The sequence below is a fragment of the Actinopolyspora xinjiangensis genome (assembly GCF_900104475.1).
Classification (GTDB): domain Bacteria; phylum Actinomycetota; class Actinomycetes; order Mycobacteriales; family Pseudonocardiaceae; genus Actinopolyspora; species Actinopolyspora xinjiangensis.
The window spans coordinates 505,175-527,384 of sequence record NZ_FNJR01000001.1 but is presented as its reverse complement, the minus strand read 5'-3'; the positions used below and the strand labels follow the sequence as shown (position 1 = coordinate 527,384).

The 22,210-nt window shown below is 67.5% G+C and carries 26 protein-coding genes; 16 read left to right on the top strand and 10 right to left on the bottom strand.

Annotated elements, in window-relative coordinates; translation table 11 throughout:
• Positions 1 to 40: 40 nt before the first annotated feature.
• The 5 genes from BLQ75_RS02445 to BLQ75_RS02425 form a co-directional block, all read right to left on the bottom strand.
• Positions 41 to 1,648: a flavin-containing monooxygenase gene (locus tag BLQ75_RS02445; protein WP_092596967.1), complete on the bottom strand. Its 1,608-nt coding sequence runs from the start codon at positions 1,646 to 1,648 to the stop codon at positions 41 to 43.
• 37 nt (positions 1,649 to 1,685) lie between these two features.
• Positions 1,686 to 2,636 (bottom strand): alpha/beta hydrolase, encoded by a 951-nt coding sequence (locus tag BLQ75_RS02440; protein WP_092596964.1) that lies wholly within the window; start codon positions 2,634 to 2,636, stop codon positions 1,686 to 1,688.
• Positions 2,637 to 2,784: 148 nt separating this feature from the next.
• On the bottom strand, positions 2,785 to 3,354 hold the full coding sequence (locus tag BLQ75_RS02435) for an STM3941 family protein (protein ID WP_092596961.1): 570 nt from the start codon (positions 3,352 to 3,354) through the stop codon (positions 2,785 to 2,787).
• A gap of 671 nt (positions 3,355 to 4,025) precedes the next feature.
• Positions 4,026 to 4,655 carry a phosphatase PAP2 family protein gene (locus BLQ75_RS02430; protein WP_170837277.1) on the bottom strand — a complete coding sequence of 210 codons (630 nt, stop codon included), beginning with the start codon at positions 4,653 to 4,655 and terminating at the stop codon, positions 4,026 to 4,028.
• A gap of 16 nt (positions 4,656 to 4,671) precedes the next feature.
• Entirely contained in the window at positions 4,672 to 5,133 is a 462-nt protein-coding gene (locus tag BLQ75_RS02425) for a helix-turn-helix domain-containing protein (RefSeq protein ID WP_092596958.1), read from the bottom strand.
• Between the two features lie 498 nt (positions 5,134 to 5,631).
• Here BLQ75_RS02425 and cas6e point away from each other — a divergent pair, with 498 nt between their 5' ends.
• Positions 5,632 to 6,474 carry a type I-E CRISPR-associated protein Cas6/Cse3/CasE gene (gene cas6e / locus BLQ75_RS02420; RefSeq protein ID WP_092596955.1) on the top strand — a complete coding sequence of 281 codons (843 nt, stop codon included), beginning with the start codon at positions 5,632 to 5,634 and terminating at the stop codon, positions 6,472 to 6,474.
• A 294-nt stretch (positions 6,475 to 6,768) separates the two neighbouring features.
• Here cas6e and BLQ75_RS02415 read toward each other — a convergent pair whose 3' ends face one another.
• The 3 genes from BLQ75_RS02415 to BLQ75_RS02405 are packed head-to-tail and all read right to left on the bottom strand — an operon-like array spanning position 6,769 to position 9,451.
• A complete protein-coding gene (locus tag BLQ75_RS02415; RefSeq protein ID WP_211481112.1) occupies positions 6,769 to 7,545 on the bottom strand; it encodes an HAD family hydrolase in 777 nt (258 codons plus the stop codon).
• Positions 7,546 to 7,574: 29 nt separating this feature from the next.
• Positions 7,575 to 8,291, bottom strand: a complete 717-nt coding sequence (locus BLQ75_RS02410) for a hypothetical protein (protein WP_092596952.1) — start codon at positions 8,289 to 8,291, stop codon at positions 7,575 to 7,577.
• Positions 8,288 to 9,451, bottom strand: a complete 1,164-nt coding sequence (locus tag BLQ75_RS02405) for an MFS transporter (protein WP_211481111.1) — start codon at positions 9,449 to 9,451, stop codon at positions 8,288 to 8,290. The genes BLQ75_RS02410 and BLQ75_RS02405 overlap by 4 nt, the downstream gene beginning before the upstream one ends.
• A 258-nt stretch (positions 9,452 to 9,709) precedes the next feature.
• Here BLQ75_RS02405 and BLQ75_RS02400 point away from each other — a divergent pair, with 258 nt between their 5' ends.
• The 4 genes from BLQ75_RS02400 (at position 9,710) to BLQ75_RS02385 (ending at position 12,277) form a co-directional block, all read left to right on the top strand.
• Positions 9,710 to 10,303: a TetR/AcrR family transcriptional regulator gene (locus BLQ75_RS02400; RefSeq protein ID WP_092596949.1), complete on the top strand. Its 594-nt coding sequence runs from the start codon at positions 9,710 to 9,712 to the stop codon at positions 10,301 to 10,303.
• Between the two features lie 307 nt (positions 10,304 to 10,610).
• A complete protein-coding gene (locus BLQ75_RS02395; RefSeq protein WP_139182888.1) occupies positions 10,611 to 11,393 on the top strand; it encodes an AfsA-related hotdog domain-containing protein in 783 nt (260 codons plus the stop codon).
• Between the two features lie 42 nt (positions 11,394 to 11,435).
• On the top strand, positions 11,436 to 12,056 hold the full coding sequence (locus tag BLQ75_RS02390) for a DUF2165 family protein (protein ID WP_092596943.1): 621 nt from the start codon (positions 11,436 to 11,438) through the stop codon (positions 12,054 to 12,056).
• Entirely contained in the window at positions 12,053 to 12,277 is a 225-nt protein-coding gene (locus BLQ75_RS02385) for a hypothetical protein (RefSeq protein ID WP_092596940.1), read from the top strand. Before BLQ75_RS02390 ends, BLQ75_RS02385 begins: the two co-directional genes overlap by 4 nt.
• Before the next feature lie 345 nt (positions 12,278 to 12,622).
• On the opposite strand, the gene BLQ75_RS02380 is transcribed toward BLQ75_RS02385, so the two are convergent.
• Complete coding sequence (locus BLQ75_RS02380; protein ID WP_092596937.1) at positions 12,623 to 12,811, bottom strand: DUF397 domain-containing protein; 189 nt, start codon at positions 12,809 to 12,811, stop codon at positions 12,623 to 12,625.
• Positions 12,808 to 13,647, bottom strand: a complete 840-nt coding sequence (locus BLQ75_RS02375; RefSeq protein WP_092596934.1) for a helix-turn-helix domain-containing protein — start codon at positions 13,645 to 13,647, stop codon at positions 12,808 to 12,810. The genes BLQ75_RS02380 and BLQ75_RS02375 overlap by 4 nt, the downstream gene beginning before the upstream one ends.
• A 119-nt stretch (positions 13,648 to 13,766) precedes the next feature.
• Between BLQ75_RS02375 and BLQ75_RS02370 the strand changes: the two genes are divergently transcribed.
• From BLQ75_RS02370 to BLQ75_RS02320, 11 genes are all read left to right on the top strand, one after another.
• Positions 13,767 to 14,018 (top strand): HC3 family zinc finger protein, encoded by a 252-nt coding sequence (locus tag BLQ75_RS02370; RefSeq protein WP_092596931.1) that lies wholly within the window; start codon positions 13,767 to 13,769, stop codon positions 14,016 to 14,018.
• On the top strand, positions 14,008 to 14,256 hold the full coding sequence (locus BLQ75_RS02365; protein WP_092596928.1) for a hypothetical protein: 249 nt from the start codon (positions 14,008 to 14,010) through the stop codon (positions 14,254 to 14,256). The genes BLQ75_RS02370 and BLQ75_RS02365 overlap by 11 nt, the downstream gene beginning before the upstream one ends.
• Positions 14,249 to 14,893 (top strand): hypothetical protein, encoded by a 645-nt coding sequence (locus tag BLQ75_RS02360; protein WP_092596925.1) that lies wholly within the window; start codon positions 14,249 to 14,251, stop codon positions 14,891 to 14,893. The genes BLQ75_RS02365 and BLQ75_RS02360 overlap by 8 nt, the downstream gene beginning before the upstream one ends.
• A 355-nt stretch (positions 14,894 to 15,248) precedes the next feature.
• Entirely contained in the window at positions 15,249 to 15,614 is a 366-nt protein-coding gene (locus BLQ75_RS02355; RefSeq protein WP_092596922.1) for a hypothetical protein, read from the top strand.
• A complete protein-coding gene (locus BLQ75_RS02350) occupies positions 15,611 to 16,915 on the top strand; it encodes a putative T7SS-secreted protein (RefSeq protein WP_092596919.1) in 1,305 nt (434 codons plus the stop codon). Before BLQ75_RS02355 ends, BLQ75_RS02350 begins: the two co-directional genes overlap by 4 nt.
• 12 nt (positions 16,916 to 16,927) lie before the next feature.
• Complete coding sequence (locus tag BLQ75_RS02345; protein ID WP_092596917.1) at positions 16,928 to 17,599, top strand: hypothetical protein; 672 nt, start codon at positions 16,928 to 16,930, stop codon at positions 17,597 to 17,599.
• Between the two features lie 102 nt (positions 17,600 to 17,701).
• The gene (locus BLQ75_RS02340; RefSeq protein WP_139182887.1) at positions 17,702 to 18,220 is read left to right on the top strand and encodes a hypothetical protein; all 519 of its coding nucleotides are present in this window, start codon (positions 17,702 to 17,704) and stop codon (positions 18,218 to 18,220) included.
• The gene (locus tag BLQ75_RS02335) at positions 18,210 to 18,908 is read left to right on the top strand and encodes a hypothetical protein (protein ID WP_092596911.1); all 699 of its coding nucleotides are present in this window, start codon (positions 18,210 to 18,212) and stop codon (positions 18,906 to 18,908) included. The genes BLQ75_RS02340 and BLQ75_RS02335 overlap by 11 nt, the downstream gene beginning before the upstream one ends.
• 115 nt (positions 18,909 to 19,023) lie before the next feature.
• Positions 19,024 to 19,629, top strand: a complete 606-nt coding sequence (locus tag BLQ75_RS02330; protein WP_092596908.1) for a hypothetical protein — start codon at positions 19,024 to 19,026, stop codon at positions 19,627 to 19,629.
• Between the two features lie 175 nt (positions 19,630 to 19,804).
• On the top strand, positions 19,805 to 20,068 hold the full coding sequence (locus tag BLQ75_RS02325) for a GlsB/YeaQ/YmgE family stress response membrane protein (protein ID WP_092597310.1): 264 nt from the start codon (positions 19,805 to 19,807) through the stop codon (positions 20,066 to 20,068).
• A 421-nt stretch (positions 20,069 to 20,489) separates the two neighbouring features.
• Positions 20,490 to 22,106: a CocE/NonD family hydrolase gene (locus BLQ75_RS02320; protein ID WP_092596905.1), complete on the top strand. Its 1,617-nt coding sequence runs from the start codon at positions 20,490 to 20,492 to the stop codon at positions 22,104 to 22,106.
• Positions 22,107 to 22,210: the final 104 nt, after the last annotated feature.

Here is a 22,210-nt window from a genome sequence, read left to right as displayed (position 1 = left end):
CGCCACGTAACCACGCACGCGAGCCACTCCGGAACATCCACTAGCGAAGCGAGAAACCCGAGTACCCGTTGGCGGCCACCTGCTCGCACCACCGCCGGTACGCGGCGACTCCGCCCACATAGGCCAGCAGCACGCGGGGTTTGCCGGGTACGTTGGCGCCGGTGTACCACGAGTCGGCCTCGGGGTAGAGCGTGGCCTTCCCGACCTCGGCCGCGTGGTCGAGCCACTCCCGCTCGGCCCGCTCGGTCGCCTCGATCTCGGTCAGCCCCTTCGAGTTCATGTGGGTGAGGCAGTCGGTGATCCACTCCACGTGCTGCTCGATGGACACGATCATGTTGCTCAGCACCGAAGGACTGGTCGGTCCGGTCACGGTGAACAGGTTGGGGAACCCAGCTACGGCCAGCCCGAGGTAGGTCCTCGGCCCGCTCGACCAGTACTCGCGCAGTGCGAGGCCGTTCCTGCCCCGGATGTCGACCGCCTCCAGCGCGCCGGTCATGGCGTCGAAACCGGTGGCGAACACCAGGGTGTCCAGCTCGTGTTCCCGCCGCGAGGTGCGCACCCCGGCTGCGGTGATTTCGGTCAGCGGGGTGGTCCGCAGGTCTACCAGGTGCACGTGCTCCCGGTTGAACGTCTCGTAGTAGCCGGTGTCCAGGCACGGACGCTTGGTTCCTATCGGGAACTCGCGAGGGGAGAGTGTCTCGGCGGTTTCGGGGTCGTGCACCCTGTCGCGGATCCTGGCGCGCACGAACTCGGCTGCGGTCTCGTTGGCGGCCCGGTCGGTGAGGATGTCGGCGTAGCTGCCCAGGATTCCGAACAGGCTGCCTTCCCGCCATCCCCGCAGGTAGGTCTCCTCGCGCCGTGCGGGCGGGTCGTCCAGCGCCGAACGTTCGGCGGGTTCGCGGGGAACGCCGGAGTACGAGTCGCGCTGCGCCGCTCGCCACCGCCGGTAGTCGGCCTTCCGCGCGGTGACCTCGTCTTCGCGCAGCGGACGGTTGAAGGCGGGCATGCTGAAGTTCGGGGTGCGCTGGAACACCGTCAGCTCGGCGGCCTGTTCGGCCAGTTCCGGGATCACCTGGATGCCGGAGGAGCCGGTGCCGATCACGCCGACCCGCTGCCCGGTGAGGTCTACCCCCTCGCTCGGCCAGCGAGCGGTGTGGTGCACCGGTCCCGCGAAGCGCTCGATACCCGGCAGCTCCGGAGGTTTGCTCACCGACAGGCAGCCGGTCGCCATCACCAGGAAGCGCCCGCTCACCGCCTCACCGGTGTCGGTGCGCACCAGCCAACGCCGCGCGTGCTCGTCGTAGTGGGCGTCGGTGACGCGGGTGTCGAACGTGATGTCGCGCCGCAGGTCGAAGCGCTCGGCCACGTACTCGACGTAGCGCAGGATCTCCGGCTGCGCGGCGTACTTCTCCGTCCACGTCCACTCCTGCTCCAGCTCGGGCGAGAACGAGTAGGAGTAGGACATGCTCTCCACGTCGCACCGTGCGCCGGGGTAGCGGTTCCAGTACCAGGTGCCGCCCACGTCGGAGCCGCTCTCGAACACCCGCACCCGCAGGCCCAGCCCGCGCAGCCGGTACAGCTGGTAGAGCCCGGCCAGGCCTGCTCCGACCACGATCGCGTCCGGTTCCGCGTGGTGGCGTTCGGACACGTTCGACCTCCCGGTTCCGCTGTCGCGGTCGTCCTAATCAGGTGTGTTCCCGCCGCGACGTGAGGTGTTGCTCGACCGCTCCGGCTATGTAGTCGAGTCCCGCCGCGCTGCCGGGAAGCACGTCGATCTGGGGGAGAAAGCCGTGCGTCTGCCCCGCGAAGCAGTGGTGGTGCACCGGGACACCGGCCTGCCGCAGCCGTTCGGCGTAGGCGTCGCCCTCGTCGCGCAGCACGTCGTGCTCGGCCGTGAGCACCACGGCGGGCGGCAGCCCGGACAGCTCGGCCGCGCGCAGCGGCGAGGCGTCGGGTTCGTCGCGTCGTTCCCGGTCAGGCAGGTAGTGGTCCCAGAACCACCGCATCGCCTCGCGGGTCAGGATCAGCTGGTTCTCCGCCGCCAGGTACGAGGCGGTGTCGAAGTCGTGGTCGGTCACCGGGTAGACCAGTACCTGTAGCGCGAGTTCGGGGCCGTTCTCGCGCGCGGCGCGTCGCGCCACCACGGCGGCGAGATTACCGCCCGCGCTGTCGCCCGCCACGAGCAGTGGCATGTCCGCGTCGCCGAGCTCCGCGCGCTGTTTGTCGGCCCACCGCAGCGCCGCCATCGCGTCCTCGACGGCGGTGGGGTAGCGGTGTTCCGGTGCGAGCCGGTAGTCCACCAGCGCGACCGCGCAGCCGGTGCGGACGGCGAGGGTACGTCCCAGCTGATCGAAGCCGTCGATGTCTCCCAGCACCCAGCCGCCGCCGTGGTAGTAGACCAGTGTCCCGCGCGGTGAGTCGTTCGGCGTGAGCAGCCGCACCCGGATCGAGTCACCACCGTCGACCGGCACCTCGACCGGATCCACCCGGTGCATCTCGGGAACGGGTGCCCCCGCTGCGGGCTGCTGGAGGGCCACGAACTCGCGTGCTTCGGACGGGGTCATCTCCGGCAGCGGTTTCGCGTCCTGTGTCGCCATTTCGGCCAGCATCGCGCTGGTCGCCTCGTCGAGCGCCAATTCGGCTCCGTATCCGTGTTCGTGATCGGTCCACAGTGAATATGCGACGCGAACGACCGTTGTGTAAACACAACTTTCTTCCGGGCGAACTCGATCATTCGATCGGAGCAGCGCTTCCGAAGGCTGGTGCGCGCGGAGGGCGGAGTTCTCAGCGGTCGACGGTGGCCTTCTCGGCCGCCAACCGGATCTCGGCCGCCAGTTGCGAGATCGGCATCGCGACCATGTTCTGCGAGATGTTGACCGGGGTTCCCATCATCCTGGCGTTGACGCGTACCAGGAAGCCACGCCAGCCCGTGGTGCGGTCGAGCACCTCACGCGGGTCGAACAGCGTCACGCTGAGCAGGCGCTGCACGCCGTCGTTGTCCGCCATCGCCCCGGAGATCTCTCCCCAGCCGACGAACCCGACACCGGTGAACGAGGCGTGGTCGTGCAGTCCTTCGTTGTCCAGCACCACCACCGGCTTCGGCCGCGCGAGCCGTACGACGCCGTAGATCAGGCAGCCGCCGAAGAACACGATCGCGAGTGCGCTCAGCGCGAGGAAGAAACCGGCCAACGGTGCCGAGCCCATGGCGGTTATCGCCTGGTAGCAGATGAACAGCCCGAACAGCACGAAGGCCAGCGCCCCCAGGACGACCAGTGCCATCCTCGTTCGGTTCGGGTAGACCGCTAATCGGTAGTTCCGCTGTCCGGGATGCCCGGTGCGTTGGACCGCGCCCATCCGTTCACTCCTCCTGTAAGGCCGCGTGCTCCGCGTGGTGCTCGTGTGCCACTCGCCGAGCTTTTCCGGGTAGTCGAGACTGCCATGCTCGCCCCGGCCTGTTGCGGTCGCGGTCCCGCAGGGGGTGTTTCGTGCCCGGACACCGCCGGAGGAGACAGCGGGAGGCGGGAGGCACCGCAGCGGTAGGTCGTTTCGAACGGGGCTCTCGATCGTCGGTTGTGACGAGATCGCCCGGGTGGCGGCGCGCTCTCGGCCTCTGACCGAAGAGACCGAGCGGGAACGGGATCGGAAGCGGTGGGAGGCCGACGAACTGTCACGTCCAGGTGCGCGAGAACTACGGCCGGGGAATCCCCGGCGAGGGACGCGGAAACCTGAAGAAGAGGTCGGTCTAGTTCGAGCAGGCCGATACAGCGCACCTCCACTCCACCGGGACGGTGCGTGATTTCGAGGTGTACGGGCGGACCGGGAGAATGACCGAACCGAACTGAAGGGTTCGCGGTTCGAGCGTTCGCACGAAGTGGCTCGTCGTGGCGCGGGTCGTCCTGGTTCCGCTCGCCCTGCTGACGTGGTGGGGGTGGAACGCCTGGCAGAAGTTCGAGTACGACATGCGCCACCCCGAGGAGAGCGGCTGGATGGAACGAGTCGTGGGTTCCCGAACCGCTACCCCGCGATCACAGCGCGGTGTTGCCGCCGAGCAGCAGCGCGAACGAGCCGCCGCCGACCACCGCCCCGGTCAGTGCGCCGATGGTGGCCTGGGCGGGGGTGTGGTCCCGTACGGCCACGCGGGACCAGGCGACGGCCAGTGTCACCAGCGCGCCCCACAGCAGGGCGGGCCCGTAGAGCAGCGCCAGCACGGTCACGGCTCCGGCTGCCACGGCGGTGTGCATGGAGATCTTCCAGAAGACCGTGACCGTGCCGGTGACGAACAGGCTGATGATCATGCTGATGTCCAGCGCGATCAGTTTCTCGGGCGCATCGCCCGCGATCAGCAGCGCGAGTCCGAGCAGGCTCAGCACGATCAGCGCGGTGAACGGCACCAGCCTTCCCCGGCGGTCCCGGACGTGGTGCCCGTCCCACCTTCCGGTGCGGCTGCCCCAGACCACGACGCCCATCGGCAGCACGCTGCTGGTCAGCGCCACGACCATTCCCCACAGCAGGGTGGAGCCGAACCCCGCCGTGGCCCGACCGGCCACCACCAGCGGCAGCACCAGCACGATCACCCAGGGAGCGAGAAGCTCGGTGACGAGGCGGGCGAGCAGGTGTCCGCGCTCGCCCGGGGAACGGCTGTCGCGGGTCGGCACCGGCACATCCTACGTCCTAGGCCGTGGTGTCGCGGCCGGTCTTGCGGCGGGCGCGCTGATGGCGCGGTCGGGAGTTGTACGAGTCGAGGCTGTCGATGAGGTTCGAGACCGTGTTGCGGTCCCGCCGGTCCAGCCCGGCGAAGCGTTGGGCGATGTCGCGGGCCTCGGTGTCCCGCCAGGTCTTCAGGTCGGCGATCTGCGCGTCGATGCGGTCGGTGACCTCGTCGTCGAAGAAGTAGCCCGCAGGAACACCGAAGAACTCGGCCAGGGCTTCCACGTAGTGGATCTTGGGGTTGGTGCGCGCGCCGGTCTTGAGCTGGCTGATGTACTGCGCCGACATCGCCCCTGGTAGGTGCCGGATTCCCGCCTCGATCTCGCGGTAGCTGTAGGTCCCCCGGTCCGGTGGGTGCACCGTGGCGATGAGATGGGCGAGCTTGGCCGCGAAAGTGTTTTCGCGTCCGGCTTCGTTGGCACTCATAGCGTTCTTCTCGTCTGCCGGTAGTCGATGAGTTTCCCCAGGCTGAGCACTGTAAACACCTGTTGACAGCGTTTCACCGTGATGGTTTACAGTGGTGATGCTAGTGTCAACAGTAGCAAACGCCGATGCGGGAGCACAGCTTCCGGAATCGACTTCCCTCGCGGGAATGCGAATTATTCTCGGAGTTTGGTTCGCGGCAGTGTGCTCGCCCCGTTCTGGGGGTACGGGGCGAGCACCTCCGTGGCGGAATCCGCCGACCGGCGCCTCACCGGCGGCGCGGTGACTCGGCGAGGAATCGGCCCCCGTCGGTCCGGATGCCCCGCCCAGCCGGCGCGTCCCGAGGGCTCCAGCGCTCGATCCGAGAACGTGGCGGTTTCCCGCCCCGGCCGACGCTCCCACCGCGTCGGGCCGCCTATACCGTGTTGCCGTCCGTGATGGCAGGAGCACGTGGTGCGCGCGAGCCGGTCCGCCCGGTCGCGCCGCTGGGGTGGTGAACCGATGACCTATCTGTCCCGTATCCGAATCAACCCGCTGAGGACGGCCGGTCGCCGGTTGCTGGGCAGTCCGCGCAGGCTGCACGGTGCTGTCATGGGCGGGCTGGCCGACGACCCCGAGCAGCAGCGCCCGCTGTGGCGGCTGGACAGCGACAACCCGCACCGGCCGAAGCTGCTGGTGCTCTCCGAGTCCAAACCGGACTGGACACACATCGTGGAGCAGGCCGGTTGGCCGCACGCCGACGGCGAGCACTACGAGCTGCGCGAGTACGAGCCGCTGCTGGGTCGGCTGGCGGTGGGGCAGGAGTTCACCTTCCGGGTGACCGCCAACCCGGTGCAGAATACCAACGAGCCGGAGCACCCCACCGAGCGACAGCGGCAGCGTGCCCGGGAAGGGCAGCGGCGACGTTCGCAGCGGGTGGGCCACCGCACCGCCGGTGCGCAGCTCGGTTGGTTCCTGGCGCGCACCGAGAAGTGGGGGTTCGTCGTGCCGGGAGCTCCGCCCACGACGGGCACGAGTGAGCACCCCACGGTTGCGGAGCCGGTTTCCACACGGGAGGGCGTTAGCTTCGAGGCGGACGGGGCGGCCTGTTCCGGTGAAGCCGGGGAGATCGAACCAGCCCGAAACGTTCGCATCGCCGCGCGTGACAGGCACTCCTTCCCGAAGCGGCGCGGTTCGAGACCCGTGGTGCTGCACACCGCGACCTTCGAGGGGCGGCTACGGGTCACCTCGGTGGAGCTGCTGCGGCGGGCACTGCTGCGCGGAATCGGACCTGCCAAGGCTTACGGTTGCGGCCTGCTCACGCTCGGGACGCTGCCGGACGGGGAGTCCGGGGCGGGTGACTGAACTCCCTCGGAGTCGGGGTTCGTGCTGTCGCGGACGGCCGAGCCGGTGTGGTGGCCCCTGATACACCCGTACCAACGCGGTGGCGTATTCCTGGACGGGTTGGACACCGTCGCTGTTCCCAGTGGCACAGTCGGATCACCCCGGTGCCGCCGAGCGGCTGGACTGGCGAAAACGGCCGCTGTCGGAAAACGGTCGTCTCTCACCGGCGGCCTCACAGCCTCTGCTGAGGGAGCCTGTGAGGCCGCTGGTGACGACTTCTTGATGACATCCCGAGTCGAGGGACGTGTGGTCAGTTCATCGACTCGCGCAGGTCCATTCGGTCGTGGCTTCGGTGGGTATGGACCATGCGGCCACGGCGCAACCGCATGTGCAGGACGTGTTGCCCGCGGTCAGTGCGGTCTCGGGATCGGCCACGAGCTCGGTGGCCGAAAGTACGGGCCAGTCGGCCGCGTGGGCGTGGGTGAGCAGGAGTGGATCCTGGCCGATCGCGGTGGGCATGCCCACCGCCTGGAGTAGATCGAGATCGCTGGCGTGGTCTCCGTAGGCGTAGCAGTCGCGCAGTGCGAGGCCGTGCTGGTTGGCCGCGGCATGTGCGGCCAACCGTTTGCCCGGGCCGATCACGGGTTGGTACACCTCGCCTGTGAGCCGCCCGGCGCTGTCGATCTCCGGCTCGGTGCCCAGGATGATGTCGGCGCCGAGGTGCTCGGCCAGCGGTTGGAGACATGGTTGGAATGAGCCGGAGATGAGGGCCGTGTAGTGCCCTGCCGCACGGTGGTTGTGCAGAGTGGCTACCCCTGCGGCGATGAAGGGAGGGCCGATGCGACGGCCAGAGCGGATCTCGGCGTACCAGAGTCTTCCCCTGGCCAGGAGGTCTGTCCAGGAAGCACCGGCGAAGAGCCGGTAATAGGCGCGGTTGATGTCGCCGCGGTCGGCGCCGCGCGCCGCCATGGCGCGTAGCTTGCCTATCTCGTGTGCGTAGTCGCTCTCGGAGAGCTGGAAGCGTAGGAAGTCGAACATGCTCTTGGTGTTGAGCAGGGTCTCGTCGACGTCGAAGAACGCCAGCGCACGCACGGTGGGTCCCTTCTGTCGGTTGGTTCGGGTCAGCTCGTGGTGATCGCGTATGGGGCGTTCGGCTGGGGGCCGGTTCCTTCCCGAGCCGCCACCCACCGATCGTGCATCCACATTTCGGTGCCTCGGCGGCCTGCGCCGCGGTCCCAGCGAATGTCGCGTTCGTAGGTGATGACCTCGCCTCGGTCATCGACGATGATCCAGGTGTAGAGACCGTCGGAGTGGCGGGTTTTGACCTTGGCTCCCGAGATGAGGTATTGCGTGCCCGCACTGTCGTGGATGGTCTCGTCGTGGCGGTCGATCCACTGCACGGTGAGCTTCTCGGCGTGCTCGTGGGCGAAGCCGTTGAGCCACTCGAAGGCGGCGCGCTCGGCGTCGGCATCGTCCGGCAGCGGTCTGTGCGCGGCCGTGGTGGTCATCCGGGTGTAGCCGAGCAAGGAATCCTCGTCGTCGATGACGACGCTGACGTGTTCACCCCCGAGAGCGCGCTCGGGGTGTGGCTGGTAGCGCACGACGGTTACCTTCCGGTCATCGTGGGATTCGCGCCGGGTCTGTACGGGATGCCAGCCCTCGGGCACGGACAGTCCCGCGGCGGTGAGGACGTGTTCTGCTCGGTTCATGACGCCTTCCTCGATGTTGTGGGCGGATTCGGGCGTGTCGGCACCAGTGATTGAGGTGCTGAGGCTGTTCTTCGTGTCGGCCGTCTTGCGGAGGATCGGCGCGGTGGGGAGTTCGTAGCGCTGCGTCACTTTTCTCCCGCGGGCACGCGGTGGCGGAGGCGGTGGCCGAGCGTGGCCGCGGCGGCTCCGCCGATGAGCAGCACAGCCACGCCGGTGGCCACGGTGGAGAAGCTGTTGTCCAACAGGGCCGCCAGTTGGGGACCAAGGCTCGCTCCGACGAACAGCACGAAGGTGTAGAGCGCGACCGCGGCTCCGCGTGCTGGGCCGGCCAGTGAGCCGATCGCCTCGACCAGGGCGGGAGCGGCCACGGCGATGCCGAACACGAACACGAACAGCAGCGCTCCCAGCGCCAGTACGCCGATGTCGCCGCCCCGGCCGAACAGCGCCGTCAGCCCGCTGATGAGCCCGGCGAACAGCAGCGCGGAGCCCACGCGTTGGGCGGCGGGAAGTTTGGACAGCCGAGTGGTGAACAACGGCACCAGCAGCATCGCGGGCAGGGCACTGGCGCGCAGGGCCAGCAGGGTGCCCGCGTTACCGCTGATGTCGGGCGGTCCGGCGACCTGAAGTCCGGTGTAGAGGGCGACGAAGCCGCCCAGCAGGGTGAGGGTAGCCAGCAGTAGCAGTGTCACCGCGGGATTGGTCAACAGCCGTCCCATCGCACGGTAGGCGTCCAAGGTGGAGCCGCCGGTGGAAGTGCGGTCGGGGCCGAGGACGAAACGCAGGGCGACCGCTCCGGCCGCCAGCGCGATAGCGCCGGTCGTGAAGACCCCGCGCCAGCCGACGACGGCGGCCAAGGACTGGGCGAGAACCTGCCCCAGTACGCCTGCCGCGAGAAAGGAGCTGGTCAGCCAGGTCATCGCGGTGGCCCGGCGGGTCGGGGCGATGCGCTCAGCGATGTAGGCGAACGCCGCGGGGGCGAAGGTGGCCGCGCACAGACCCTGCACGGCGCGGACCGCGCATCCGGTGACCAGGTTCGGGGCCAGGGCCGTGGCCGCTGTGGCAGCGGCGGTCAGCGTGAGGCCGGTGACGATGAGACGTCGGCGCCCGAACCTGTCGGACAGTGGCCCGGAGAACAGGAAGCCGGTGGCGTAGCCGAAGCCGAAGACGGTGGCGGTCAATCCGGCCGCGGCTGTGGTGGTCGACCAGGAGTCGGCGAACAGCCCGAGCAGGGGGAGCACGGTGTAGAGCTGGCCGACGACGAGCAGTCCCACCGCGCAGAGCGCGAGCACGGTCCGACCGAACGGGGCCGTCGGTGGTGTTTCGGGTGGCGACGGTGGGCGTGATGTTGCCGGGTCGGCAGCGGGAGTCCGGATCGATGTCATGGCTCAAATAAAAGCAACCAACTAGTTGGATGTCAAACCGGGACTGCCCCGCTGGTGGCTTGACGTGCCGCACTCGGCGAGGCTGTTCCAGCTGCCGCTGGTCCATGTGGACTAGCGGTTTGGTCGAGATCAACCAAACAGTTGGATGCGAGGTATAGTGGGGTAATGGCACGAGACGCAGCGCTGACCAGGAAGAAACTGCTTGAGGCGGCACGAGAGGAATTCGCGGCACTCGGGGTGGCGGGCGCACGCGTCGATCGCATCGCCGAACGGGCGGAGGTCAACAAAGAACGCGTCTACGGGCACTTCGGCAACAAGGAGGGGCTTTTCGCCGCCGTGGTCACTGCCGCGCTGGATGAGCTCGCCGAGTCCGTCGCCAAGCCGACCGGCGACATAGGGGCGTGGGTCGGCTCGGTCTACGAGTTCCACCGCGACCGCCCTGAACTGCTACGCCTGCTGATGTGGGAGGCGCTGCACGCTCCGGAGCGAGAACTGCCCGGAGAACGGGAGCGAGCGGCACGCTACTCGATGAAGGTCGATGTGCTCGCCGAGCGACTGGGCCTGCCCGTCGGCCCCGAAACGGCCGCGGTCCTGTTGTCCTTGATCGGTCTGGCCGCCTGGCCCAGTGCCGTTCCGCAGCTGGCACGGCAGATCGTCGGTCCCCAGGTGGAGACCCGACACGTCCAGGAGGTCATCCGCACCAGCATCATGGAGTTGGCTTCCCGTGCCGTCGGTGAGGACATCCAGCGCTCGGACTGAACGCCTGGTTCTCGACCTCTCGGTACACATCGAGCGGCGGTCTGTTCCCGTCTCCGGCGGGCGGGAGCGAACCGCCGCTCGATGTGTTTTAGCTCACCATACGTTCATCCGGCAAACCTGTTGCCAACCAACTGGACGTTTGGAAAGGTGTGAGCTGTCGGCGGTCAGCCGAACACCTACAGTTTGCACACCTTCTGGGGGGAAGGCGCGCGGTTGTGCTCGCGAATCAATTTCTTTTGAGCGATACGCCAGAGAGTGCGTGCTGACCATCTCCAGGTTCGATTTCAACGATCCAGTGGGAGTAATCATGTCCGAACACATGTTGAACAGTGTCTGTCTGGTAGGGGACCGTTTCGCCGCTTTGGGTTCCCACGAGAACGTGCGCACGGTTTCCGGCTTCGTCTCCGAGGTGCGTTCGGGCGTCTACGACGAGCTGGCCGGGCCACTGCTGGTGTGGGAAGGCCAGGGCATCACCCCGTACGAGCGTGAGTACGTCACCGGCGCGCTCGAGACCAGAGGCCTGGCCCGCAAGGTCCTCATGCAGCCCAACGATCTTCCGGCCGTTCCGCGTTCGCAGGCCCACAAGCACCGTGATGCCAACGTGCTGCTGTCCAGCCTGAAACGGATCTCCGAGGGGCAGTACAGAGCCGCCTTACGTCTGCACCCTGACAACGAACTGCTGCTGGACCATCAGACCGGCGAACACATCCAGGGAATGGTCGTCATCGAAGCGTTCCGGCAGATGTTTATGGCCTTTTGCGAGAAGTTCGTGGCCACAGCACTTCCGGATCGGCATTATTACTACGTCTGGCACGGCATGGATATTCGCTTCGAAAATTTCCTTTTTCCGTTGGACGCGGACATCGACTGCACTGTGATTAGTTCCGATATCACCGATCCGGCCCGGCTGAAGATGACCGTCGATCTGGCGCTGCACCAGGCCGGTACTCCCGCGGCCAAGGCTCGGATCGACTTCACCGCTCACGACTCCGCTCGACTGTCCTCCAAGGAACACCGCTTGGCCGCTGCCACGGTGAGCACCGTCCTCGGTGGCGCGGCCGCCGAGCCCGTCCTCGACTCAGCCGCCTGAACCGTCCGGACAAGCGATTCCGCACTCAAGGAGCGACAACCCGTGAGCTTTCCACTCGCCGAATCCTCCTCGTCCGTGGATACCGGACAACCACAGGAGCGGGTTCCCACCAACACCCTGCTCACCGCCTGGACAGCCCGCCGCAGTGGCCTCCTCCCGCTGGTCTTGTTCCTGTTCGCGGGAGTAGCCGCCTGGCTGACTCTGATCGCCGTCAACAACATCACTGATTTCGGCACCAACCGGGTGCTACTGGAACGGACGATGACGATGCGGGCTCTCATCGACGATCAGGTACGCGGCAACGGTCTGGAATGGCGGGCGCTGCCCGCTTCTCTGGCCACTCCCGCGCTCATCACTGTGATCGTCTACCAGCTCGGCACCGTTGTCCTCATGTGGCGGGCCGTCATTACCGGCCTGCGAGTCCTGCGCTCCCCTCGCCGGGGCCTGGCCGAGCTCATTCGCCACGTCAATCATTCGCTGGTCGCCTTCGTCGGCCTGTTCCTCGGTTTCCTGGTCAGCGGCCTGTGGTTCGGCTACTGGATGCACCTCGGCCCGGTCCAGCAGGTGCACTTCACCCTGCTGATGGTCGGTGCGCTGGTCGCCCTGCTGACCAACCTCCTACCCGTCGCCGCCCGCCCCCTCGTCCCGGAGGTGACCCGATGAGTGCCATCCTCGGCACCGGATCCTGGCTGCCGGACCGCGTCGTCGGCACAGGCGGCCCCGGCGAATGGATTCCCCGCAAGACCGGCATCGTCGAACGTCGCTGGGCCGAACCGCGAACCCGCATCGCCGACGCGGCCCAGCAGTCCGGGCACGAAGCCCTGCGAGCCGCCGGTGTCACCCCGGAACAGCGATCATCGGTATGGCTTTCGCCGTGGCTGTGAGGATGCCCCGTACTCCAGAGGCTGTCCTGAGCCCCAAAGTACGACGTTGTCGCTGATGACGAACACTGTTGTCCACAGCCGTCGGCCCGGTGGACACATCTCCGAAGATCACACTGGCCACTCGGCGGTTCGCGGAAGTGGGGAAGCGCTGCGGCTGGACTTCCGCCAGTCGCGGGGTTCGTCCGGTGTGGTCATCGGTGGTGCTCCGTGGCGTCGAGATCGCTGTCGGGTTTGAGTCTCACGCCGGGAGCGGGGAGTTCGCCACGTCCGAACGGGTGGTGTCAGCGGCCGAAGCGGCACCCCTGCCCGGTCGGCGGGGGTGCCGTGCTCGTGGCTGTGCCTCGCTCAGCCGAAGTGGTCGGCCTTCAGAGCTCGCAGGAAGGTCTGCCACTGCCGATGTGTGGTGGTGAAGTAACCGGCCGTGTGGTTCTTGCTGTCGCGGACGGCCGCGCCGTCGGCGGTGCGGCCGACCTCGACGCAGGTCTGTGTAGCGCTGCTGCGGCTGGACTTCCGCCATCCTGTCACGGGCTTCATGGTGACTCACTTTCCCATTTTTCGGCGTATGCCTTCAGTGCTCGGACAGTGCGTTCAGGGGTACACGCCTTTGACATGAGGCTATCTCGTAGCCGCACGTAAGCCGCTACATCATCGGGCTCGTCAAGGAAGGCGCTCGATCGATGATGCTCGATGTGGACGATCGAGCGAACTTTTGGGAAATCAAGCAGGAGAAACGATCCATCGACACCAGGGTGAGCGCTGAACGGTAGAAGTCTTATGTCCACGTTATCTCGATCAGCTGTATCGGCCAGGTAACGTAGCTGCTCGGCCATCACTTCGGGGCCGCCGACTTCACGCATCAGGACGCCTTCGTCGATGAGTGCGAGGACTTCGGCAGGGGTTCTCTGGAAGATGATGTCCTGCCTGCCACGGCGCACAGCGACACGTGCCTCTACGGCATCTTCAGGTACACCACCACCGAGCATCAGTGCACGGGTGTAGGAAGCGGTCTGCAGCAGTCCCGGAACCAGCGTCACCGCGCTCTCACTGATACGGGTCGCGTCCTTCTCGAAACTCAACAGTGCTTTCAGTTGAGCTGGCAGCCCGCTGTCGCTGGTTTCCCACCAGCCGGGCTGGTCTATCTCACGAGCCATGTTCAGCAATCGCTCACGTTCCTGGCCCGTGACACCTATGATGGCGAGTATCGCGGACACGTCCGCTTCATCTACACGCCTCGCACCGGACTCCACCCTGCTCATGGTCGATTTCGACCACCCCAGGCGACGTCCCACCTCCTGTGCTTCGAGGTTCGCGTTTTTCCGGAGTTGCCGTAGTTCCGCGCCGAGACCTCGTGCTCGTGCACTGCTCGCCATGACGCCAGCCTAGATCTCCGAGCTAGGTAACGGTATGTCCCTCGAAAGAAGCATTGTGTAGTTGTCGCAACTATAGATAGTTTCAGCAACTAGAAACGATGTTCTAAGGAGGAGACTGCATGTCCCACCCCTTCACCTGGGTTCCCGCCGAGGAGCAGCGGCACGCGAGCAGGGATCCGGTACCACCGCCCGCGCTCGAGTTCCCGCCCGAGCTGACCGTCTCCGCGCTGTGCGGCCGGGAGGTGGTCACCGCCACCGGCGAGATCGCGTGGCTGTGGCCCACCTGCCCGGAGTGCGACCGCACCACCCGCGAACTGGTCGGCGCCCCACCCCGTCACGACTCCGGCGGGGTGAAGCGCGATGAGCGGTGACAACATCCGGCTGGCCGGGTTCCTGCGGCTCTGCCAGTGGCACTGCGACGAGGCCGCCTTCGCGCTGGGCGGTGGCCGGTTCGGCACCGACCGCTGTCGGGAACTCGCCGCGGAGCTCTTCGAGACGGCGATCGCGCTGCGGCGCTACGCCGACTCGCACGACAGCCCTCCGAAACCCGCGCTGCCCGAGGGCGGGGGAGCCGAGCACCGCACCGTGGAGAGCGATCCCGATGTCTGACCCGCTGCTCGTGCCGATCCTGCTGGCGGCGCTGGCGATACTGCTTGCCCTCTGGCCCCAGCACCCCGAATCCGCCCCGCGCCCGCGCACCAGGCACGGCGGTGCCGGACGGGGCACGCTGACGGTCCAGCAGCTACGAGCCCAACTCGCCGGTGCCGCCGGTGATCCCAGTGGTTCCACCGGCACCGAGCTCCGGGCCGCGGTCACCGCGAGCGCGACTATCGGTTCCAGTGGCCTCCCCGAGCCCGGTGCTGTCGTACCGACACAGTCGCGATCCGAGCCCGAACCGATCCGCTGGCCCGAGACCGACCCCGACGCTCCCGGCGGGCGACCACCGCGAGAGCCCCGCCCTCCTCGTCGCTCGGACGAGCGTGAACTCCCGGCGGCACCGAAAACGACGCCGACACCAACACCATCGGCCTCCGAGGTGCGGCCGAACTCGGCGGCGCTGGCCGCCTGGCAAGCCGCCTCCCGTCACACCGCGCCGCGCGGCACCGCGGCCCGGCGAGCTCCCGGTCTTCACCACCACACCTCCCGGTGCCAACCGGCACCGGCGACCGTCGGCGCCTTACCCGAGCCCGATCCCACGCTCGCGCTGATGGGCCGCGTCCTCGAAGGACTGCGCCGCATCCAGTAGGGCCTCCTTGGCCCGGTCTCCGTGACTCGTACGACGAAGTCTCCGCTCGGTTCGCACCCGCGAGGCGGAGACACCGAGCGTCCCCGACCCTTCGGCGCCGTCACGGCGAATTTCCGGAACCACGGGCCACGGCGACGAACCCCGACACTTCCGCCGTGGACCCGTCCGCCGCCCCGGAGCACGCGTCTCCCTCCCCGCTCGCCGCGTGCTCCGGGGCGGCTCCCCTTTCCCCTCGATTTCTCGCGAAATCTCCGGGCGGCGGCCGCTGCCACGAAATCGTCCGAACAGCCCCGAACGAGATCATCGGCTTGCTAACGTTCCCCTTCGGACAGTGAAGCGATCGAGGGGAACGCCAGTGTCCGACTTCACGGTCGACATCGAATCGTTGGACGCCATGGAGAAGAACCTCAACCGGGCCGAGGAGAATCTGCGCAGCGCGCTCAAGGCGATGGACGACATCGGCCCGCACTCCATCGGGCCGGACGAACTGGACGAAGCCTGCGCCGAGTTCCGCGACGACTGGCAGCACGGCATCGACGAGATCGGCGAGTGCGTCAAGAAGATCACCGAAGCTCTCGGCTCCGCCAAGAAGCAGTACCAGGAGCTGGAGAACGCCATCACCGAGGGCTTCACGCGGATGCGGGAAGCGATCGAGTCCGGCGAGGCCGGGCAGAGTGAGCCTCCGGTGGCGAAACCCGCCAACAACGGAGGTGCCACGTGAGCGGCGACGGTGACTGGCACGCGCTCGGGTTCAATCCGGCCAGAGGTGACCCGTCTTCGGTCGGTGCGCTGGCGAAGCAGCTGACCGACACCGGAAACTGGCTGTTCGAGACCTACGAAGTGCTGCGGGACGTCAGGCAGCAGAAGGACACCTGGACCGGGGAGGCCTCCAAGGCTTTCGTCGAGAGGTTCGGCGAGTTGCCCGGAAAGCTCGACGACGCCCACGAGTCCATGAAAGCCGCGGGCAAGGCCCTGTCCGGCTGGCGGGAAACGCTGAAAGGACACCAGACCGAGGCCGCCAAACTGGAGCGAAAGGCCCGCGAGGCGATCGAGAAAGCCGAGAAGGCCGACCAAGTGGTCAGCCAGACCGTCGCGGAGGCCAACCAGCCGGTCGCCTACGACCCGAGTGACCCCGAGGCGCGCGCGGCGGCGAACCGGCGTGCCGAGCAGCAGGCACAAGCTGTCGCCAGCGCCAAGAGCGAGGCCCGCAGCGCCTGGGACCGATTCGAAAGCATCCGGAAACAAGCCGTCGAGCTACAGGAGACCTGGCGCGAGGACGCGCGGGCCGTGGCACGGAAACTCCGGGACGCCACCGACATCGCCCCCGGTTTCTGGAGCGCGCTCGGTGACGCGTTCTCCGACATGGGCGACTTCGTCGTCGACAACCTCGGTACGATCGGCGACGTGGCGGGAATGATCGCCGCCGTCGCCGGAACGCTGTCGTTCATTCCCGGTGCGAATTTGGCCTTCGGTCCCATCGCCCTCGTCGCGGGAGGCGTCGCGTTGGCGGCGCACGCCGGGGACATCGCCGCGAACGACAAGTGGACCGATGTGAACGCCTGGGTCGGTGTCGGCACCGACGCGCTCGGCATGCTGCCCATGGTCGGGCCGCTGGCCAAGGGAGGCGCGGCGGCCACGGACGCACTGCAGGTCAGCGACGGCCTGGTCGATGCCGGGCGAGTCGGTGCGAAGGCGTTCGGTAGTAAGACTTCCGAAGTCGTAACCGATATGGCTCAACCCGCCGACACATTCGGATTCTTTGGTGACAAGTTGGCCAACAGGTTCATCGGCGCAGAGGGGATGGCCAAGACGATTCAGGGAACATTCAACGTGGGAACGCAGATCCCCGTCGCGACCGACTGGATTTACCACAACGATACGAGTGCCACGTTCAAGGATGGTTTCGGCCACGGATCGTTCGCTGGAGGGGCCGCGCAGAGTTACGGCGAGTGGGGAAAAGTAGGCCATGAACTGCAAGGGCTGGGTGAATCGCTGTCGAGCTTCGCCAAGGCGCTCGGGTAGTGGAGGCTGAGCATGACGCGGTCGGTTTCCGGTGATTCCTCCGACACCTTCCCGTTGAGTTTCGGGCTGCATCCCGGATTTCAGCCCGTGGACTTCAACGAGTCCTCGGCGGACCGCGCCGAGCGGTTGTTCGAGTCGGCGCGCTCGGCCCTTCCGGGGTTGACGGAGGAGCAGTGCCTCCGCCTGGTCGTCGCCAACGAGTACCTGGTGCGGCGGATGGCCGAGGAGGGGATCATCTACGCCGCCAGTTTCGTGGGGCGTTCGGCGCGGGACACCACGGCCGCCACCACCGCGCAGTTCACGCTCACGCTGCGCGAGGCTGATCTGAAGGCCACTCGACCGTTGGAGGCGCTGGCCGCCGGACTCCGCGAGCAGGACGCTCGCAGGGAGGTCGATTTCGTGGACCTCGCCGTGGGACGCTGCCTGGCCGTGGTGCAGCAGGACACTCCGACGCCGGAGGTCAACCTGACCGGGGCCGAACACCACGAGCCGCGGGTCTCCCGGCAGTTGCGGGTGATCGTTCCGCTGGTCGAGCGGAGTCAGCTGGCGATCTTCGGGTTGGTCACCGAGTGTCTGCGTGACTGGGAGGACTACGTGGCGATGATGGCCGAGATCTGTAACAGCATCCGGTGGCGCGGCTCGGCGCGGAGTTCGATCGAGGACAAGCTGGCGGGGCTGCTGTGAATCAGGACAAGGGGAGTTTTACCGTTGACACTCGTATTGTTGAAGTGGGTTCTTCCGGCGATTGTCGCACTGCTGCCAGTTTCCGGGATGTTCATGTTGATCATGAGCCGTTTCAAACCGCTCGGAACACATGTAGCCAAGATTCGTGAAGACCTGGCTTCGCGGGAGAAGAACGGACACTCCACCTTACGCTCGGGCTACTATCCGAAGATCTCGGACGAGATGATGCGTGACTTGGCAGAGCACGAGGGGTTCGTCTTCCTGGGCAGTATTGGTAGGAACATGAACTTCCGGCGTCCGGTACCCACTGATGGCGATCCCGTCGAGGTGCCGGATGCCTGGAAGGGAAGGATCGAACCACACGGTGGCATGGGTTCGGGCAAGCACCGGCGGTTGTTGCGGGAGTGGTTGGACGGGGCTTCCGTCGAGGATTCCTCGTTGACGTTGCGTCGTGATCAGTTGGGTGCGTTGCCGAAGGCGGAGATCCTGGAGTTGGCGGCCGAGTACGGTTGGTCGTTCGAGTCGGAGGAGATCACCGACACCGAGTGGCGGTTGACCTTCCGGCCCGGCACTACCGCTCAGGAACAGGACGAGAGGCGGTTGCTCGCCGATGACGGATGACGGGACAACCCACGCCGAAGATGACGGGACAAGCCCCGCCGAAGCGGAGTTCCTGCGCCGACTCCACGAGGCACGCACCGAACGCACCCGGGTGAACCATGTGGACCTACCGCGAAGCGAGGGCGAGATCTCGCTGCGGCACTACAGCGTTCTGGCGGGTGAGCGGGGCTGGCGGCTCACCGGTATGGAGCGCACCGGCGACGGAGGGTCCAGGCTGTGGCTCGAACGTTTCGACTTCGCCACCGCCCGCCACATCGCCGGGCCCGCTTTCGTCGAGGGACCACGGCTGGACGAGCTGCGCGGCAACGAGGCCGCCCTGCTGGAGGCCGAACGGGTGAAGCGAGACAGCGGGATGGGCGTACTGTCCGAGTCGGTGCTCGACGGAGTGCACCGCGAGCACGTACGCCTGCGCCGCCGCTACGTCCGGCTGGGACGGCTCGCCTCGCTGCCCGCGCTGCTCGCGTTCGTCACGCTCATGTTCTCGCTGGTTAATCGGGGAGAGGGCAATCCCGAGGCGGCCGATACGCTGCTGATCGTCTCGGCGGTCTCGGCGGTGGTCTTCGTGCTCTCGCTCTGGCCGACGATCCGTGCCGCCAGGGCCCGCAGGGCGGCCGTGGCCGACTACAAGGCCGGTTACGAACGCGTCGTCGCGGCTGCGCTGGGCACCAACACCACGAAGCGAAGCTGAACCGCTTCCGACCTTCAGTACTCGCGGCCAGGCGGGGGCCGTCGATTTCCCACGAGGTCGCCGCGCGGCTGGAAGATGGGAGGATGAACCTCCTCCGCGACGGAGACAGCCGGAGGTGGATTACGTGGAGCTCCTCGAAGCCCTCATCCTCGTGATGTCCCCGCTGCCGGGCGTCATACTGCTCGGTGCGCTCACCGTGCACTTGATACACCGTGCGAAAAAGCCGTGGCGTCCCGAACTCGAACGTGCCCGGAAGGATCTGCACGGGCAGCCTGATGCGGCGGGTCTGGTGTGGTTGGACGCCGACGAGTACGAGAAGGTCTCCACCGAGATGCTGCGCGAGCTGGGGTGGCACGAGGGATTCACCCTGTTCGAGCGAACGAAGTACCACGATCTCGGATTCCGGCCCATCGATAGCCGCAAAGCGCCGCGGGAGCGATGGCACGGAGCCGCGGAAGCCCCGGTCGGCCGTGACAGCGGCCGCCCGTTCGCGCGCTGGAGGCTGCGCCGTATGCTGCGCGGTGCTCACGCGGCCGATACCGAGCTGGTGCTGCCCCGGCAGCGGTTGGGGCCGCTGTCCAGTGGGGAGATTCTCGACATCGCCTCCGCCCACGGCTGGGAGATGCACGCGGAGCGACTCGCGGCGGACGAATGGCGGTTGGCCCTCCGGCGCACCGGTACGGCGTCGGGGTCGGACGAGAACCGGCTCCGTGACGAATGAGGTCCAGTCCCGCCACGGTGCGCACCGATCGGCGACACGCCCGGCCCCGTCCGGCGAGTCCGGCGCCCGGACTGTGATGATCGGTGGTGCCATCGGGGCTGCTCCGTTCGGGTGATCATCCATCGGGGCAGTGACCGAACAGGCGGAGACACCCACCCTCGACAAGGAGTTCGCCGTGAGCATCCTCAGCTGGATCCTGTTCGGTCTGATCGCGGGAGCCGTGGCCAAGCTGATCCTTCCCGGCAAGGATCCCGGCGGCATCATCGTGACCATCATCATCGGCATCGTCGGCGGTCTGCTCGGCGGCTGGCTCGGCAGTTCCTTCTTCGGCGGCGGCGGGATATCCGGATTCAACCTCGCCAGCTTCGGCTGGGCGGTGCTCGGCTCGCTGATCCTGCTGGTGCTGTACCGGCTCGTTTTCCACAAATCCCGAGGCTGATCCCACGTTTGGTTCCCTCGAAAGGGTGACCGGGCGGCCGATGGACGAGTCGGTGCCTCGCGGTGTCGGGCTCTCGAACCGTGCGGTGAACGGCCCACCTCGCGGCGCGGCCGACTCGTCACCGCCCCCGGTTCCGGAAGCGTCGCGGTATCCGCGACGCCCATCGCGGGCGGATCGGCCGGGACGCTCCGCCCCCGTCTCCTCGCCGCGCGGTGGTTCGCGTACGTCCCGACGCCGGTCTCGTGAGTTCCTCTCCGGGGCAAGCCGTCGAACGGAGCAATCGGTGACTCCGTTTCACCTCAATTCATCCCCGCTTGTTGCTACTCGTCAGTAGAACAGTGTTTACTGTCGGCCCTGTGTGATGGATCACAACGAGGCTGCGGCGGTCCCCGCCCGCCGACAGCCGGAAGGGCCAGGAAACGTGCGTCGAATACTCTCCTCAGCCGCCGCGAGCCTCATCGCCGTGCTGTGCGGCTCCCTGCTCGCCCCGGCCGCCTCGGGAGCGCCCGACGGAACGGCCGAGCGCGACGGAGTGACCGTGCGGGGCACGAGCATTCCCGCTTCGGGGGGCGTCTCGCTGCGGGCCAAGATCATCGAACCCACCGGCGACGCGACCGAACCACGACCGCTGCTGGTGATGCCCGCCAGCTGGGCCACCCCCAACATCGAGTACGTCGGGGCCGCCGCGCGGCTCGCCTACGAATCGGGATACGTGGTAGTCAGCTACACCGCACGCGGCTTCTACGCTTCCGAGGGTGAGGTCGAGGTCGCGGGCGAGGAGGACGTCGCCGACGCCCGGAAGGTCATCGACTGGGCGGTGGCCAACACCTCCGCCGGAGCCGAGCGCGTCGGTATGGCGGGAATCTCCTACGGTGCCGGGATCAGCGCGCTCACCGCCGCCGCCGACGACAGGGTGGACGCGATCGCGGCCATGAGCGGCTGGGCCGACCTGGTCGAGTCGCTGTACCCCAACCGCACGGTCAACGCCTCCGGTGCGGAGCTGCTGCTCGGGATCGGCCACCTCACCGGCAGGTTCGGTGACGACCTCAGCGAGCTGGAGACCGCCTACCGCGAGCACCGCACCGAGGAGGCGCTGTACCTGGCGGAGGAGCGCTCCCCGGCCAACCGGATCGAGCGGCTCAACGCCAACGGAACCGCCGTGCTGCTGGCCAACGCCTGGCAGGACTCGCTGTTCCCGCCGAAGCAGATGACCGACATGTTCTCCGCCCTGGAGGGGCCCAAGCGGCTCATGCTCGCCCCCGGCGACCACGTCACCCCCGAGATCTTCGGCGCGGCCGGGTTGCCCAACCACATCTGGGACACGGCGGCCCGCTGGTTCGACCAGTGGCTGCGCGGTGAGGACGAGGGGATGGCCGACAGCGCGGTGGAGCTCCAGCCGCTCAACGGCTCCGAGTGGCACCGCTACCCGGACTGGCGATCGGTGACCGGGCACACCGAGACCCGCAACCTCACCGCCCCGGAACAGCGGCATCTCCTCGCTCCCGAGACCGGTGGACTGAGCACCGAGCGTGGCACCGACTGGCGGCACTCGATCGACAGCGGCGATCCCACGCTGGCCAACAGCGGGATCGTCATGCTCAGCGGTGCGTTGCAGGGCTTCGCGCGGATTCCGGTCGGGGTCTCGGTGCCGCTGGTCGATCGGGACGACGCCGCGGTGTGGGCGACCGAGCCCTACGCTGAGGGAGTCACCGTCAGCGGCACTCCCCGGTTGCGGGTCGATGTCACCCCGGAGGACGAGAGCGTGTCGCTGTTCGCCTATCTCTACGACGTCGGCCCGCTGGGCGGGGGAAGCCTGATCAGCCACAAACCCGTCACCCTGCGCGACAGTGCCCCCGGTGTCCCCCGTCGGGTGGACATCCCGTTGCGGCCCACTGCCTGGCAGCTGCCCGAAGGGCACCGCCTGGTGCTGGTGGTGGACACCGTCGACGGCCGCTACCGTGACGAGAGCTCCGGTGGTGAGGTGGTGTTCGGCTCCTCGGCCGACCGTCCGGCCACGCTGAGCGTGCCCGTGGAGTGAGGGGCCTCCGGGCCGGTCACCGAGACGTCCCTGCCGGCCCGTGGCGGGGCCGTGTGACCGGTTCGTCGGCGGCGCCCGCTCCCGTCGTGCGGGGCCGCCGACCC